The sequence below is a fragment of the Epilithonimonas caeni DSM 17710 genome, assembly GCF_000426465.1.
Taxonomy (GTDB): domain Bacteria; phylum Bacteroidota; class Bacteroidia; order Flavobacteriales; family Weeksellaceae; genus Epilithonimonas; species Epilithonimonas caeni.
In genome coordinates this window covers 181,622-197,480 of record NZ_AUFK01000013.1, presented here as the reverse complement: position 1 = coordinate 197,480, position 15,859 = coordinate 181,622, and the positions used below count along the sequence as shown (strand labels likewise).

14 protein-coding genes are annotated in these 15,859 nt (G+C 32.9%); 2 read left to right on the top strand and 12 right to left on the bottom strand.

From position 1 onward, the window contains the following. Nucleotides 1-62: 62 nt before the first annotated feature. Both K319_RS0106425 and K319_RS0106420 read right to left on the bottom strand, forming a co-directional pair. Nucleotides 63-584, bottom strand: a complete 522-nt coding sequence (locus K319_RS0106425; protein ID WP_027382897.1) for a hypothetical protein — start codon at nt 582-584, stop codon at nt 63-65. Next, complete coding sequence (locus tag K319_RS0106420; RefSeq protein ID WP_027382896.1) at nt 568-1,728, bottom strand: hypothetical protein; 1,161 nt, start codon at nt 1,726-1,728, stop codon at nt 568-570. Before K319_RS0106420 ends, K319_RS0106425 begins: the two co-directional genes overlap by 17 nt. A 181-nt stretch (nt 1,729-1,909) precedes the next feature. Between K319_RS0106420 and K319_RS19930 the strand changes: the two genes are divergently transcribed. After that, nucleotides 1,910-2,179, top strand: a complete 270-nt coding sequence (locus K319_RS19930) for a helix-turn-helix domain-containing protein (RefSeq protein WP_051230495.1) — start codon at nt 1,910-1,912, stop codon at nt 2,177-2,179. Nucleotides 2,180-2,181: 2 nt separating this feature from the next. Here the strand turns inward: K319_RS19930 and K319_RS0106410 are convergent, their stop codons facing one another. From K319_RS0106410 to rpiB, 6 genes are all read right to left on the bottom strand, one after another. Further along, a complete protein-coding gene (locus K319_RS0106410; RefSeq protein WP_027382895.1) occupies nt 2,182-2,550 on the bottom strand; it encodes a YraN family protein in 369 nt (122 codons plus the stop codon). A 105-nt stretch (nt 2,551-2,655) separates the two neighbouring features. Next, the gene (locus K319_RS0106405) at nt 2,656-3,585 is read right to left on the bottom strand and encodes a S66 peptidase family protein (protein ID WP_027382894.1); all 930 of its coding nucleotides are present in this window, start codon (nt 3,583-3,585) and stop codon (nt 2,656-2,658) included. Nucleotides 3,586-3,912: 327 nt separating this feature from the next. Next, on the bottom strand, nt 3,913-4,590 hold the full coding sequence (locus tag K319_RS0106395; protein WP_027382893.1) for a LysE family translocator: 678 nt from the start codon (nt 4,588-4,590) through the stop codon (nt 3,913-3,915). Nucleotides 4,591-4,729: 139 nt separating this feature from the next. Further along, on the bottom strand, nt 4,730-5,248 hold the full coding sequence (locus K319_RS0106390) for a hypothetical protein (protein ID WP_027382892.1): 519 nt from the start codon (nt 5,246-5,248) through the stop codon (nt 4,730-4,732). Further along, on the bottom strand, nt 5,249-7,399 hold the full coding sequence (gene rnr, locus K319_RS0106385; RefSeq protein ID WP_027382891.1) for a ribonuclease R: 2,151 nt from the start codon (nt 7,397-7,399) through the stop codon (nt 5,249-5,251). Nucleotides 7,400-7,785: 386 nt separating this feature from the next. Continuing rightward, the gene (gene rpiB / locus K319_RS0106380; protein WP_027382890.1) at nt 7,786-8,217 is read right to left on the bottom strand and encodes a ribose 5-phosphate isomerase B; all 432 of its coding nucleotides are present in this window, start codon (nt 8,215-8,217) and stop codon (nt 7,786-7,788) included. A 733-nt stretch (nt 8,218-8,950) separates the two neighbouring features. On the opposite strand from rpiB, the gene K319_RS0106375 reads away from it, so the two are divergent. After that, complete coding sequence (locus K319_RS0106375; protein ID WP_027382889.1) at nt 8,951-10,141, top strand: phosphoglycerate kinase; 1,191 nt, start codon at nt 8,951-8,953, stop codon at nt 10,139-10,141. Between the two features lie 221 nt (nt 10,142-10,362). Here K319_RS0106375 and K319_RS0106370 read toward each other — a convergent pair whose 3' ends face one another. From K319_RS0106370 to K319_RS0106355, 4 genes are all read right to left on the bottom strand, one after another. Then, nucleotides 10,363-11,184 carry a class I SAM-dependent methyltransferase gene (locus K319_RS0106370; protein WP_027382888.1) on the bottom strand — a complete coding sequence of 274 codons (822 nt, stop codon included), beginning with the start codon at nt 11,182-11,184 and terminating at the stop codon, nt 10,363-10,365. Nucleotides 11,185-11,276: 92 nt separating this feature from the next. After that, on the bottom strand, nt 11,277-13,139 hold the full coding sequence (gene mnmG / locus K319_RS0106365) for a tRNA uridine-5-carboxymethylaminomethyl(34) synthesis enzyme MnmG (protein WP_027382887.1): 1,863 nt from the start codon (nt 13,137-13,139) through the stop codon (nt 11,277-11,279). 139 nt (nt 13,140-13,278) lie between these two features. After that, on the bottom strand, nt 13,279-13,695 hold the full coding sequence (ybeY, locus tag K319_RS0106360; protein ID WP_027382886.1) for an rRNA maturation RNase YbeY: 417 nt from the start codon (nt 13,693-13,695) through the stop codon (nt 13,279-13,281). A 4-nt stretch (nt 13,696-13,699) separates the two neighbouring features. Further along, nucleotides 13,700-15,859: a patatin-like phospholipase family protein gene (locus K319_RS0106355; protein ID WP_034671508.1), complete on the bottom strand. Its 2,160-nt coding sequence runs from the start codon at nt 15,857-15,859 to the stop codon at nt 13,700-13,702.

Genomic DNA, 15,859 nt, shown 5'->3' with positions numbered 1-15,859 from the left:
AATATAAACAAACCCTCTTTCATAAATTAAATGGAAAGGGGGTTTATTTGAATTTATTATTATTAAATTTTTGATAAGATTTGTCCTACAAGAGTCAGAAAAATTATATGAACTCTAAAAACTATCGTTAAAAATAAAATTAAAACGATGTAAATGATAGAAGTCTTTGTAAAAATTTTTATGTTCTTCTCTTTAAAAATTAACAAAAAGAAAAAGGTTGTAACAAAAATCATAAAATTTGAACCAAAGCAAGCTTCCACAAACTTTTCCCTTGAAATCATTTCTGTAGTACAATACTTTAATATTCCCATTTTGAATTTGATAAAATAGTAAAAATTGTAGATAGTAATAATGCATAAGTTAGCAAATGAATATCTTAGAAATAGTTCAAATTTTATATCTTCTTTTTTATAGAATAAAAAAACGACCAGTGATAGAATCGCTATTATAAATAATCCAAAAGCATTATAAACAATATTTTCTAAATAATCAGAAAATAGAAAAGCAAAAACTGAGTTTAACAAATAAGCACAAATTGTTGAAATTCCTCCCCAAATTAAAATCTCTTTAATATATTTTATCATTAACTTCTTCAATTGTTTTATTTTTCAAATAACTAACATCGGATTTTATATCCTGCAAAATTTTAATAAAATTCTCTTTATCAGAATTTGATGAAATCAGATTGTTCAAAATATTATTTATTTTTTGAGCAAGCACATCGGAAATCAGAATTTCTTCAGAGTTCCCATTCACTATATTATCGTATGCTATATATAAATCCGGAAGTATTTTAGCATATTCTATAGCATCAGAAAAAGATATATTAAGTTCAGAAAAACTGGTCTGATAATAATAATTTTCATATTTTAATCCAAACAAACTGTTTTCCAATACATTATCTCTAATAGAATATGATTTTGCATCATTAAAATTATTTGCATATTCAGAATTATTACTTATCAATTGATTTTTTGCATAACCTGAACTACATCCATTTACATCACAATAAACACCTATAGGACCATCATAATCACATACTCCCCTACTATTTCCACAGCCTTTACAACCGCCACCAGGTAATAATCCAAGTATTTCTATCGTTTCCTCTTGAGATAGTGTGTTATCTAATTTGACTTGTGAACCAACATAATAAGAAATAAAATCTTGAAAATCTTCTGATTCATTATATTCAGATACAGATTTATTAGCAAATTTTTCATTTTTAACAAGATACGTTGTCAATTGGTATGTTGGCAATTTTGAATATTTAATCAAAAAATTAACATCTGTCATATGTATTGAAGAAATTTTTAACGACAGTTCAGGAATCTCAACAAAATTATCACCTGATTTTTTAAACATATTCTGAACCAAAAAACCATCTTCCAATTTATAAAAACAAACACCTTCGATTTTCGAATAGTCAAAATCATTTCCGTTACTCAGATTTCCTGTTGTAAATAACATAAATTGCAAAACATTTCCATTATCCGATTTTTTAGTTACTGATTTGTATATGTTATTTATTTTGTCAACAGAAAATTCTACTGAGCCACCTTTTGTGAACAAATAATTATCTGTTCTATCTTTATATTTTGCACTTTTAGAAAATATATTATTCGTTTTATTTGAGGATGCATCTACTGCCTTATCTCTCTCACAAGAATAAATAAGAGAGAAAATGATTGTTGGAATAATTAATAAGTAGTAATAAAATTTTTTCATTTTGATTAAGTTTAAAGTTAATAAAATTTTTATTTAATAATCTGCGCATTTTTATTAATTCGAAATTATTCATAAATTTTTTTAACAAATACAAATAATTAGCAGTTTTACTTCATACTTTAGAAATAATTCTTCTTGGATTATTATTATTTATTAATTTTAAACCATAAAACACTAATTGATGAAAATAAATGAAAAAATTAAACAACTGAGATTACTCAGTGGTCTTTCTCAGGCTGATACTGCTAAAAAACTATTTATATCACAAAGAGCCTATTGTGATATAGAAAATGGAAAAACAAAACTGGATATTGACAGACTGGAGCAAATAGCTAAATTGTATGATATAGATGTTTTAGATATGATTGCTAAAAGTAAAGAATCTAACACACAGAAAATAAAAAGACTTGAACGTGAAATTGAAAGTTTAAAGAATCTCTTAGCCAAATAAAATCATATTTCAAAACTTTGGAAAGCATCGATAATATGATGGATTTCCAAAGTTTTTTGTTTATTAGGAAGCACCGAAATGATGTCAAATCTGACTTCTTTATCAATATTATTTTCTTCGATAAAATAATTAGCCGCGGAAATTAACAATTTGATTTTCTTTTTGTTAACAGCTTCTTGAGGTTCCAGAAAAACATCTGTATTTCTGGCTTTCACTTCTACAATGACAATTTGATTCTTGAATTCAGCGATGATGTCCAATTCTGCTTTCAGATACCGGAAATTGCGAGCCAGAATCTTGTATTGATTCTTGACTAAAAAATCAACCGCTAGATCTTCAGCTATTTTTCCAAAATCGTTGTGGTCTGCCATATTTATTTATTATTGAAAATGATCATTTAAACGCTTCGAGAACCTCAGCGTGACAACTCTATACTAACTGTTTATCAAATGTTTCAGTCTGGATTTCTCAAAGACCTAAAACTCGACAATAACTCTTTTATCAACTTTCAGATTAATTTCTGAACCGATGATTAAAGGTCTGTTGTCAAAAATATGCCCGTTTGGAAATCCAAAAACAATTGGAAAATTGTATTTGGAAACTCTGTCGGCAATCAACTGGTAAACAAACGAATCGAAAGATTCTTCGTATTCTTTGTTTTCATTCTCTTTTCCCATATTGGTCATTCCGCCAACAATGAGACCTTTGATTTTTTTGAAAACACCAGCTAATTCCAGGCTCATAATCATTCGGTCAAGTGCATAGAAATTTTCTCCGATATCTTCTATGAATAAAATTTTATCTGTGAAATCAAAAGAATATGGCGTTCCCAAAAGTGCGTAAACCAAAGCGAGATTTCCACCAACTAAAACTCCCGACGTGTCTCCTACTCTATTGTTCGGGTTTGAATCGATTTTATAATTGAGTTTTTTGCCTTTCAGAATATCAAAAATTAGCTCATAGCTTTCTTGCGTAACTCCAAAATTGGAAGTTTTTATGGTTTGTCCGTGGATAGAAGCAAAGCCTTTTTTCAAGAGATAACTCTGAATCACTGTGTTGTCAGAATATCCGATATACCATTTTGAATTTTTCTTAAATTCTTTTAAATCTAAATGCTGAACCAAATGCTGACAACCATACCCTCCTCTTGAAGCCCAGACCGCAGAAATCTCTGTGTCGTTTAAAGCCCAATTGATATCATTTATGCGTTGTTTTTCTGTTCCGGCGTATGAATAACCGTTTTGATATTTTGTGTAGAGATTTTCGCCTAAAATGGGTTCGTAACCTTTGGACCTGATCAATTCTAAAGTTTTATCCAATTGTGGAATCTCAACAGAACCTGCCGGCGAAATAATGGCTATTTTATCTCCTTTTTTGAGTGGTTTTGGGAAAGTTATTTTTTGCATTTGTGTTTGTTTGATGTATTGATTTTAACGCAAAGGTCGCAAAGATTTTTTTATTTTATTGAAAATATTTTAAGATTCGCAAAGGCACTTCGCTCAGCAAAAAATTTCAAGTTATTTTATTATTCTGCAGGAATCCGGATTGTTGAGATTCCTACGGAATGACAAATATTGTGTTTAGCTTGTCACTTGGTTTTGTGAATCTGCAACCCGACTTGAGCAGACTCTTCGAGAGCCTCAGAGTGACAATTGGAAGTCCTTCGATAGTTCGACAAACTCACTACAGGCTAAGCTCAGGATAAATTACAAGTGGATAAGTTGCTCAAATAATCATTTAATCTTTGGTTGCTGTTTCTCTGCTTTTTCTAATTTTTCTTCGAACTTATTGAACTTTTTGAAGCTTTGAAGGAAAATAAAGAAACTGAATAATACCAAAATACATCCGACTGCTTTTCTTATCTTGTTCGCAATGCGTTGATTCAGTTTATCGTGGAATTGTTTTGCTAAAAGGATTTTGGACAGATCGATGAGCAAATAAGTTCCAATTACAATCCCGATATAAAGAACAAAGTCCTGAACTTTTGGATAGGCATTTCGAACCGAAACTACTGTCACTAGCCAAAATAAAACAACTCCGATGTTCAGTAAATTGAGTAAAAATCCGTTGAGAAAGGTCTTGATATAATTCTGGTCGATGAGTTTTTCTTCGCCTTCGATGTGCATTTTGGTTCTGGAAAGGAGCATATAAATGGCATAGATTAGGATGAGAAATGCTGAAATCCGGTAAAATCCGGGATGTTTATCAATAAGACTTACCAAATCCGCGCTGGCATAATAACTGACAACTATACAAAGTAGATCAGCAGAAACTACACCGATATCCAAAGCAATGGCGTGTCTTGGACCCCGGGAAAAACTGGTTTCTATCAGCAGGAAAAAAATAGGTCCTATAAAGACCAAACTTAGCATTATCCCTAATCCGACAGCGTATAAAATGAGTTCGAGCATTATTATTTTTTTGTAAAAAGTATAATGTATCTTGTACTAAGACAAAAGCAAAAATACATTTTACTTTTTAAATACGGCAAATAAGTAGAAACTAGATATTAGACTTTAGATATTCCATTGATAATTAAAATTTAAAAAACTAATCTTCTTTCGAAAATTCATACTTTTTTAAAACTCTTAGTCCAAATAATCCTTTTGAAAATGTGTAAGTTACAATGTTATTCTTTTCTATTTTCTTATAATCTGCAAATGTCTTAAAGAAAAAATAATCATCATATTTTCTCGTATTCAATTTTATTGTTGTAGAAATTACCTTTTTTCGTGGATTACTGCTTGTGTCTGAAGAAGTAAGTGTATAATCAAACTTATATTTTTCTACTTCTTCTTTTTCTGAAAATGTAAAATTAATGAAGAAAAAAACATTGAAAATAAATGGCAATATTACCAGCAAATAAAAGCAAATATTTTTTATAAATTTCTGAAAATCAAAATATTTATATACAAAATATCCTAAAATTATAAATGCTGATAATAGTCCTAATATCTCTATAATTGAAAGTTGTGTATTAACTACATAATTGAAAAACAAATAGATATTAATAAAAATCAATAAGACCTTACCGATATCTTTATAATAATCTATTTTGTATCGTTTCATTTACTCAATAATCTTAAAATCCAGTTGCTTAGCAATCAGATTGGCTTTTACCACTTTGATTTTTACCTGATCTCCTAATTGATAGGTATTCCCTGTTCTGGAACCTATGATTGCATAATTTTTCGCATCCAAAGAGTAAGAATCATCCACCAGATCGCGCAATTTTATCATTCCTTCTGCACCATTTTCAGGGATTTCTACCCAGAAGCCATACTCTGCAACGCCGGAAATAACGCCTGAGAAAACTTCGCCAACGTGGTCTTCCATAAACTTGACCTGCATAAATTTGATACTTTCTCTTTCTGCCTCAGCAGCCAAACGCTCCATTGCAGAACAATGTTTGGCCTTCTCTTCCACTTCTTCTTTGTTAGGCGATTTTCCGCCGTCCAAATAGTGTTGTAGCAATCTGTGCGCAATCAAATCCGGATAACGGCGGATTGGCGATGTGAAATGTGTATAATACTCAAACCCAAGTCCGTAATGTCCAATCGGGTCGGTAGAATAAACGGCTTTGCTCATACTTCTCATTGCCAGCGTTTCAATCATATTTTCCTCGCCTTTTCCTTTGACGTCATTCAATAATCTATTCAAAGATTCAGCGACTTTTTGGGTATTTGCCAAATCCATCTTGTAGCCGAAAGTTCCTACAAAATCTCTTAAAGCCGTCAATTTTGCCGGATCCGGGTCATCGTGAATTCTGTAAATGAAAGTATTTCCAGTTGGTTCATTCCTTTTATTTAATGAGATGAATTCGGAGACTTTTTTATTGGCCAAAAGCATAAATTCCTCAATCAAATGGTTGGAATCTTTGCTGACTTTGAAATAAACGCCAATCGGTTTGTTGTTTTCATCCAAATTGAATCTTACCTCGCTCCTATCAAAAGTAATCGCACCATTTCTGATACGTTCCGCCCTCATTATTTTGGCTAATTTATCGAGTTGAAGAATTTCCTCAACCAAATCACCTTCCTTAGTTTCGATTCTTTCCTGGGCCTCTTCGTAAGCAAATCTTCTGTCGGAATGGATAACTGTTCTACCAAACCATTGCTTGTGGATCTTCGCTTCCTCATCCAATTCGAAAACGGCTGAAAATGTGAATTTATCTTCATTTGGGCGCAGTGAACAAACATCATTACTCAAAACCTCAGGAAGCATCGGCACTACTCTATCAACAAGATAAACCGAAGTTGCTCTAGCATAAGCTTCATCGTCCAAAATCGTCCCAGGTTTTACATAATGAGAGACATCCGCAATGTGAACACCTATTTCCCAAAGTCCACTTTCTAATTTTCTGATAGACAAAGCATCATCAAAATCTTTGGCATCTTTCGGGTCAATCGTAAATGTCAGAATATCACGCATATCCCAGCGTTTTGCGACTTCTTCAGCATTGATACTTCTATCTATCTGGTCTGCATCGTGTTCTACTTCCGGCGGGAAATTGTAAGGCAAACCATATTCTGCCAAAATCGAATGGATTTCTGTTTCGTGTTCTCCAGGAGCGCCAAGAACCGTTGTTATCTCGCCTTCCGGATTCTTGCTTCCCGGTTTCCATTCCAGCATTTTTACGATGACCTTATCACCGTCTTCTGCTCCATTGAAATGGTTTTTGGAAATGAAAATATCGGTGTTGAGCTTCTTCTTATCCAAAACTACAAACCCGAAATCTTTTTCCGCGATCTTTTGAAAAGTTCCGACAAAAGTGTCTTTAGCTCTTTCTAAAACTTCTACCACAGAACCTTCCAGTTTTTTGCCTTTGAAGTTGTAAGTAACAATCAGGACTTTATCGCCTTGCAATGCGTCTTTTACGTTTTTCTGATGGACGAAGATATCATCTGCAATTCCATCTACTTTTACGTAAGCATTTCCGGATTGGTTGAAATCGATAACTCCGGTCAAAGTTCCTTCTATATGAAGATTGACGATGTATTTTCCTTTCTCGGTTTCTTTGACTTTCTGAGTCGCCTGCAATCTATGAAGCGCCTGAATCACAAGTTCTCTTTGTCTCGGGTTTTTGTAATCTATCCCTTCCGAAATCTGTTTGTAATTGTAGATTTTGGAGGTTTTCTGATTCATAAAACGAAGTATTTTCCTCCCTAAATCCTGGAGTTTCTGTTCGTTTTTATGACTTGTATGTTTTTTGTTTTTCATTTAATTTAAATTAATTGCTAAGAAAATTCCATTTACCTAGATTATATTGTAATTTTAACGTTTGTGGATTTTTATTATTAGGCAAATACAATATTTCTTGCTCTCTATTTTTATATATTACCTTTGATTCAGAAGCTATATTTTTAATTATTTAAAATATAATTAGTAAAGATATTTCTTGCATTTTTATTTTAACCCAAAAGTGGATTTAATTTTTATTAAAGATAAAATAAAATAGGGGAGTTTGGGAAACCTTTGTATTAATTTATGGTTTCGTGAGAAAGAACTTTCTCTGTGAAATGCGTTGCAAAGATACAACTTTATTAATAATCGAGTTTCTGCAGTCATTCAAATAAAAAGACTTACAAAATTGTAAGTCTCTATATCTAGCAGAATGCGATTTTATCAACTCTTTTCTGATGTCTTCCTCCTTCAAAATCTGTCGTTAGGAATCTATCTACAATCTCGAATGCCAATTCTTTTGAAATGAATCTCGCCGGAATCGAAATCATATTTGCATTGTTATGTTGTCTAGCGAGAGAAGCAATTTCCGGCATCCAACATAAAGCGCATCTTATTTTCTGATGTTTATTCGCTGTAATTTGAACACCATTTCCACTTCCGCAGATCAAGATTCCCAATTCGTTTTCTCCATTTTCCACAGAACTTGCTGCAGGATGTACAAAGTCCGGGTAATCTACAGAATCGGTAGAGTAGGTTCCAAAATCCTGAACTTCGTATTTACCTTCAAGGTATTTTTTTATCAATTCTTTGTATTCAAAACCGGCGTGGTCAGCGGCTATTGCTATTTTTTTCATTTTTACTTATTATTTTTTAAGGGTAAAATGAAATCGCAGACTAGCGACTCCATTTGCTTTTTTATATTATTCTTTTATTTCAGTATAAAATTACTACATATTTTGTAATTGTTGGCATTAAAATAAAATATAATCATCAAAAATATTTTGAATTAGTTATTTAAAAATCAATGATATAAAGTTTATTATAAAAATTAATTAAACAAAATTTACAATCATTAATAAAAAGATAATAGAATGTTAAAAATTGTTAGAAAACCTGTGGATAACTTCTGTCAAATAATTCTTTTAAAAATTGATTAATTTTAGTAATGCAATTTTATGGAGAACAAATAATTCTTTTTTTGAAAAAACTTTTATTAGAGATTAGGCTCGTTTATCCGCATGGTATTTTTGAGTAAGTGAAAAAATCTAGAATTATCAACAAATGTTTATAACCTTATCAATTAACTGATTAACAGTATTTTAAATATGTTAAAAAGGTCTTAATTAATTCACATTTCCTGTGATAAAATATTCCCGATTTTTTTATCCGCATACTCTCTTCTACAACAGTATACTACAATCATATTTTTTTTATAAAGAAAAAAGAAAGTTGTTTAGAATGTAAAATGAGTTTGTGGATTTTTTTTGAGAATAAAATTTTTAAAAGGAAGGAATTAGTTTTAAATTTGTGAAACAAAGAGAGGAGGAGTGATTTCAAATCTCAATAAAAACCTTAAATAAAAATTTAATGAAAACAATTAAAGATTTCGATTTTAAAAACAAAAAAGCTTTAATAAGAGTTGATTTCAATGTTCCTCAGGATGAGAATCTTAATGTGACCGATAATACAAGAATCGTTGCTGTAAAGCCTACGGTTGATAAAATCTTGGCTGACGGTGGTTCTGTTATATTAATGACGCACCTTGGAAGACCAAAAGGAGAGGTGAATGACAAATATTCTCTTAAGCACATTTTGAGCGAGGTTTCTAAGGTTCTTGGTAAGGAGGTGAAGTTTGTGGAGGAATCGGTAGGAGAGAAGGCTGAACAAGCTGCTGTTGACCTACAAGCTGGAGAGATCTTGTTATTGGAAAATCTGCGTTTTCATAATGAAGAAGAAAAAGGTGACGAGGCTTTTGCTGAGAAATTGTCTAAATTAGGTGATGCTTATGTGAATGATGCTTTCGGAACTGCCCACAGAGCTCACGCTTCAACAGCTGTAATTGCACAATTCTTTCCTTCTACTAAATTTTTCGGTTTACTAATGGAAAAGGAATTAATAGCTATTGATAAAGTTCTTAAATCAGGCGAAAGACCTGTAACTGCGATACTTGGAGGCTCCAAGGTTTCCACAAAAATTACAATTATAGAGAATATCCTTCCCGCAATTGATAACTTGATTATCGGTGGCGGAATGTCTTTTACATTCATCAAAGCACTCGGTGGAAAAATAGGAAAGTCTATTGTTGAAGATGATAAACTGAATCTTGCCATCGAAATTCTTGCGAAAGCAAAAGAACACAATGTTGAGGTTTATCTTCCGACTGATGTTGTGATTGCCGATGATTTCAACAATGAAGCTGAAAGAAAAGTTGCTGATATCAGAGAGATACCTGAAAATTGGCAAGGTTTGGATGCTGGTCCTAAATCAAGAGAAATTTTCAATGATGTTCTTTTAAATTCAAGAACAATTTTGTGGAATGGTCCGATCGGAGTTTTTGAAATGTCAAATTTTGCTGCTGGAACTAAAGCTTTAGGCGACAGTATTGCAGAGGCTACAAAATTGGGAGCTTTCTCACTAGTTGGTGGAGGAGACAGTGTAGCTTTCGTGAAGCAATTCGGTTATTCTGATAAAGTGAGTTATGTTTCAACAGGAGGTGGAGCAATGTTGGAAAGTTTGGAAGGATTAGAACTTCCAGGAGTTGCAGCAATTAACAAATAGAAATTTATTTTTCTATATAAATTTAAAAACCAACAAAAAATTGTTGGTTTTTATTTGTCTAAACTTGAAAAGTGTTTGAGTAAAAATTTTTTAAGCGATTCTTAGCGACTTTAATTGGAAATCAAAAATGACTGAATAATTTCCAAATTTTGTATTTATTAACAATTTTTGAACAAAATGGCTGAAAATTGGCTTTCAGAATTGTATCAAAAATCGATTTTCTATTTTTTTTCGATAATGTATATCAAACTTGAAAATTCGTTCGAAAAAAGAGCCTTTACGTTCGAAATCGTTCCATGAATAATTGCTTTTAGCCAAAAAAGTGATGATTTCTTATATTTTTCACTCAACATCGAGATATAAAATGAATCGAGTAGGAGCGGTTTTATTTTTCTTAATTTCCAATCCGGATTTTTTGAAATCAGATCTTCCATTCCATTTTTTGAAAAATGATAGATATGTCTTGGAACATCATACGCTGCCCAAAATTCTTTATAGTGTTTCGCATCGTACGAAGTTGGATTTGGAACAGCAATAATTAGCAAACCTTTTTCTTTTAATTTCTGATTAAATATTTCTAACATTTCACTCTGATTTTCGATATGTTCGAAAACATGCCATAATGTAATTGCATCTAAAGATTTATTTTCTATTGAAGAAATCTCATCAATAATTTTAGCTTTTTGAACTTTATTGATTGCAGCATTTCTGGCATCTGAATTGGGTTCAAATCCAAAAGTTTGGAAATCATTTTCAATATATTTTACAAATTCTCCGGCACCGCAACCATAATCCAAAACCCTAGAACCTTTTTTGATTCTATCTACAAGAATATTTTTTTTGTATTGAAGATTAAAAGACTGTAAAAATTTATAAAGTTTTTCTTTCAAACTTCCCGTATCCTGATGATGTGAAATATAATCTTCGCTTTCATAATATCTTGAAATATTAGATGGAATAGGAGTAGTTTTGAAAACACCTTTTGTTTCCGTTTCTACAATTTCAAATTCTTCTTGTGTAAGAAAATGGTCTTTAATTTTCATAAATTAATTCAAAATTTAAAGTTCAGAAATCAAAGCATTATAATCAATTTTGAACTTTGCATATATAATGTTTCACGTGGAACATCTATATTTTATCTACCTAAATAAATCAAAAGTACATTAATATCAGCCGGAGAAACTCCACTAATTCTGCCTGCTTGTGCAATAGTTTTGGGTTTTACTTTACCCATTTTTTGTTTAGCTTCTGCAGAAAGGGAAATGATTTTGGTGTAATCAAAATCTTCAGGAATTCTGATTGTTTCTAATCTGTTCAGTTTAGCTACATTTTCCTTTTCTTTCTCGATGTAACCTTTATATTTGATATTGATTTCTGCTTGTTCTCTTACTTCATCTTCGTAACTGGATGCTACATCTTTTATGGTTTCAATCGCTTCTAATCTTTCCAAAGTCATATTAGGACGGGTCAAAATTTGTGCAGCTCTGTAAGCTTGGTCAACAGGGGAGGATTCTATGGTTTCAAGAATAGGATTTATAATTCCTGGTTTAAGCGAAGTTTCTCTAAGGAATGTCTCTAATTCCTCACTTTTTGCGATTTTTTCTTCAACTTTTCTTAATCTTTCTTCTTTTGCTAGACCGAGATTAAAAGCTTTTTCCGTTAACCTGATATCCGCATTATCTTGTCTGAGAAGCAATCTGTATTCTGCTCTGGAAGTGAACATTCTGTAAGGTTCTTCAGTTCCTTTTGTAATCAAATCATCAATAAGAACACCGATATAAGCTTCATCTCTATTTAAGATAAATTCTCCTTTATCGTGAACTTTATTATGGGCATTGATTCCGGCAATTAAGCCTTGTCCGGCAGCTTCTTCATAACCTGTTGTTCCGTTGATTTGACCGGCAAAATAAAGGTTTTCTACCAATTTTGTTTCCAGTGTGTGATTCAATTGGGTAGGGGGGAAGTAATCATATTCTATGGCATAACCAGGACGGAAAACCTTCACATTTTCAAAACCTGGAATGTGTTTCATTGCTTTGATTTGAACATCTTCCGGAAGAGAAGAACTGAAGCCATTAACATAGATTTCTACGGTTTTCCAACCTTCTGGTTCTACGAATAGCTGATGTCTATTTCTCTCCGCAAAACGATTGATTTTATCCTCAATACTTGGGCAATATCTTGGACCTAAACTCTGAATAGTTCCGTTAAACATTGGGCTTCTGTCAAATCCTTCACGTAAAATATCGTGAACTGTCTCGTTGGTATAAACAATATGACAGCTTAATTGTTTAGTTAATTTAGGAGTATCTAAATAACTGAATTTCTGTGGTTTTTCGTCGCCTTTTTGTTCCTCCATTTTAGAATAATCCAGACTTCTTCCGTCCACACGTGGCGGCGTTCCGGTTTTCATTCTACCGGCTTCAAAACCTAAAGAAACCAATTGTTCTGTGATTCCGAAAGCTCTTGGTTCTCCCATTCTTCCACCTCCTAATTGTTTATCTCCAACGTGAATTAGTCCGTTAAGAAAAGTTCCATTAGTAAGTACTACAGATTTAGCTTTGATTTCGATTCCAAGGGAAGTTACAACACCAGCTACTTTGTTATTTTCTATAATAAGGCTCTTCACCATATCCTGGAAAAAGTCAAGATTTGGTGTATTTTCCAGAGCTAATCGCCATTCTTCTGCAAACATCATTCTATCATTCTGTGTTCTTGGAGACCACATTGCAGGGCCTTTGGAAAGGTTCAGCATCTTGAATTGAATGGCAGATTTATCCGCTATAATGCCGGAATAACCACCCATTGCATCGATTTCTCTTACAATTTGTCCCTTTGCAATTCCTCCCATTGCAGGGTTACAGCTCATTTGTCCAATGGTTTGCATATTCATTGTGACAAGGAGTGTTTTTGAACCAAGATTGGCAGCAGCAGCAGCAGCCTCGCAACCTGCGTGACCAGCTCCAACTACAATTACGTCATATATTTCGCTTATCATATTCTATATTTTAAAGGTAATGTTTCACGTGGAACATTGACCATAATTAGAACTAGCCCCGATTGTAGCGGTTACCCCGCAACTAGCTTTGGAAAAAGCATTGGCGTGAGGAGTATGAGCGGAAAGCGGGAAATAGCTCCTAAAAATTTTTAAATTGATTGATATAAAAATCTTCTTTTGCTCGCATCTGGGTTTGTTCTTCTTCGGTTTTATCCTTGTATCCGCAAAGATGAAGAATTCCGTGAGCCAAAATGCGATTGAATTCTGATTCAAAGTTTTGGGATAGGGTAGAAGCGTTGTCCAAAATGCGCGGCAAAGATACGAAAATATCTCCCGAAATGGTTTTTCCCTTCACATAGTCAAATGTGATAATGTCTGTGTAATAATCATGGTTGAGATAATCCTGATTGACCTTGAGAAGATACTCGTCGTCGCAAAAAATATAATTGATCTCACCAAGCTTTTTGTTCTCTGCCTGAATCAAATTTTCCAGCCATTCTGATGTTTTTGAATGGATTTCTACTTTGTCAATTTCTTCAAAAAAATAGTTTATCATATTTTTAAAACCAATGTCCTAAGATGACACTGAAAACGCCTTTATGTTTGTTGAGAGATTTGCTGTAATTGATTTTTATCTGCCCGAAAGGAGATTTGTAGCCTGCTGTAAGTCCTAGTGAACTGTAATTAAGTTTTGCCGCTTCTTCGAATTTTATAGAGCTGAACATATTTGCAAGACTGAAATTACCAACTAAAAAATAGTTTTTACTGAATCTCAACTGGAAATCATTGGATGCGATGAAAATGTTGTTATCCGCCAAAGAAGCAAATTGATAACCATTCAATCTTTTGAAATTCACAATAGACTGCTCAAAAATTCCGCCAACTCTATATTTATAAAACGAAGGCAAGGTTTCTTCTCCTATTGTAATTCCACCATATAGATTTAAGCGGTAAGTGAACATCTTTGAAATGTAGAAATTCATCTTGATATCAGCTTTTATAGTGATTGGTTTTTTCTCTAATTCTGAATTAAAGAGGTCGATAATTTTTCCTTCAGCATTAAGATAAAATCCTTTGGTTGGAAAATCTTTGTCATTTTGAGTGTCACTTTTCAGAAATAGATACGGACTGATATATTTTTCTACATTTTTATTTGAGCCGTTTACATCACTTTCAAAATAATCGTGGCTCAAACCGCCACCAATTGCAAATTTGTCTTTCCAGACAGATTGTAAGAATACCTCATTTCTGAACCAGTCCCAAGTTTCGGTTGTATTGTTATCAAAGTTTTTGAGGTCGAAAGTCATTCCTGTAGAATAAATTCCAAAGCCCGGAATGTAACCATTATCTATAAAATAATTGAAGTAATATCTGGGGTTATCTCCAATTACAACATCTAATGACAAATTGGAATTTCTAAACAACAATCTTTTTGCAGAATAATTCAAGAGTAATCCGGTCTTGAAAACTTCGTCGTAATGAAGTCCAAACTTCAGAAAATGTCTGGAATCGTCTTCTGTAACATATAATTTGAGATAACTTCCGTTATTTTCCTGAACGATATCGTAATTGATGAATTTATAATTGTTGGTTGCATAAAGCTTATCAATCATCTTGTTGATGCTTCCATAGGTCTGCATAGAAGGCAATTTGAGTCCCATTTTTCCACGAATATAGTTGGACTTATATATTCTGCCATTTTCAACGACAAGACTGTCTATTTTGTAAACACTGGAGTAAATAGGATTAATAGATGACCTTACTCTTTGGAAACTACGCTTGGGTAATTCGTTAAGAATATCAACATATTTTTGAGCCTCCACATAACCGCTGTCAAGGATTTTCCGTTTATCATCATAACTTGTAGCGGTCATTCCGGTAAGGTCTGGTTTGATGTTGATATCAGTGTACTTATATTGATTTTTCGTTTCTTTATGGATTCCGAAGTCAATGATTTGATTCAGAATAGAAATAATGTTGTTGAGATTATCACGTTTGGCCAATGGTTGGTTAAGGTCGACACCAATAACAATATCGATGCCTTTATCCTTCAGAGGTTTTGAAGGGTAATTGACCGTCATTGCACCGTCAACATAAAGACTGTCTCCAATTTTCACCGGATCCAAAAGCGAAGGAAAAGCGGAACTCGCCATAATAGACGAAACCAAATCGCCTTTTTCGAAAATCTTCATTTCACCACTTTCGAGATTGGTCCCTATACACATAAATGCAATAGGAAGTTTGGAAAAATCATCAATATTGGAGACATTTCTAAGTAATTCTTTCAGCATATAAACATTTCTCTGACCGGTACTAATAGAAGAAGGAAACGAAATTTTTCCGTTTTTAAGAGGAACTGTGAAGAGATATTTATCAACGCTTTTATTGAAAAAACTCGTTTCTTGTCTGGTTTTCGGTTCTGTTATCAAGGAATAAAAATCCGTATCCATTACGATTTTCTCAATGTCTTTTCCTGTATAGCCGGAAGCGTATAGACCGCCGACAATGGCGCCCATACTTGTTCCGGAAATATAATCGATTTTAACACCAAGAGAGTCCAGGACTTTCAAGACGCCAACGTGTGTAAATCCTTTTGCGCCTCCGCCAGAAAGAGATAACCCGATCTTAGCATTTTTTGGAATGACAAGATTTTCCTTTACCTGAGAATAACTCATCAGATAAGTCAAAAAAGTAACCAGATAAAAGAGTTTCTTAATCAT

Coding starts and splice junctions, on each gene's coding strand:
- K319_RS0106425 (WP_027382897.1), bottom strand. CDS start 584: ATGATAAAATATATTAAAGAGATTTTAATTTGGGGAGGAATTTCAACA.
- K319_RS0106420 (WP_027382896.1), bottom strand. CDS start 1,728: ATGAAAAAATTTTATTACTACTTATTAATTATTCCAACAATCATTTTC.
- K319_RS19930 (WP_051230495.1), top strand. CDS start 1,910: ATGAAAATAAATGAAAAAATTAAACAACTGAGATTACTCAGTGGTCTT.
- K319_RS0106410 (WP_027382895.1), bottom strand. CDS start 2,550: ATGGCAGACCACAACGATTTTGGAAAAATAGCTGAAGATCTAGCGGTT.
- K319_RS0106405 (WP_027382894.1), bottom strand. CDS start 3,585: ATGCAAAAAATAACTTTCCCAAAACCACTCAAAAAAGGAGATAAAATA.
- K319_RS0106395 (WP_027382893.1), bottom strand. CDS start 4,590: ATGCTCGAACTCATTTTATACGCTGTCGGATTAGGGATAATGCTAAGT.
- K319_RS0106390 (WP_027382892.1), bottom strand. CDS start 5,248: ATGAAACGATACAAAATAGATTATTATAAAGATATCGGTAAGGTCTTA.
- rnr (WP_027382891.1), bottom strand. CDS start 7,399: ATGAAAAACAAAAAACATACAAGTCATAAAAACGAACAGAAACTCCAG.
- rpiB (WP_027382890.1), bottom strand. CDS start 8,217: ATGAAAAAAATAGCAATAGCCGCTGACCACGCCGGTTTTGAATACAAA.
- K319_RS0106375 (WP_027382889.1), top strand. CDS start 8,951: ATGAAAACAATTAAAGATTTCGATTTTAAAAACAAAAAAGCTTTAATA.
- K319_RS0106370 (WP_027382888.1), bottom strand. CDS start 11,184: ATGAAAATTAAAGACCATTTTCTTACACAAGAAGAATTTGAAATTGTA.
- mnmG (WP_027382887.1), bottom strand. CDS start 13,139: ATGATAAGCGAAATATATGACGTAATTGTAGTTGGAGCTGGTCACGCA.
- ybeY (WP_027382886.1), bottom strand. CDS start 13,695: ATGATAAACTATTTTTTTGAAGAAATTGACAAAGTAGAAATCCATTCA.
- K319_RS0106355 (WP_034671508.1), bottom strand. CDS start 15,859: ATGATTAAGAAACTCTTTTATCTGGTTACTTTTTTGACTTATCTGATG.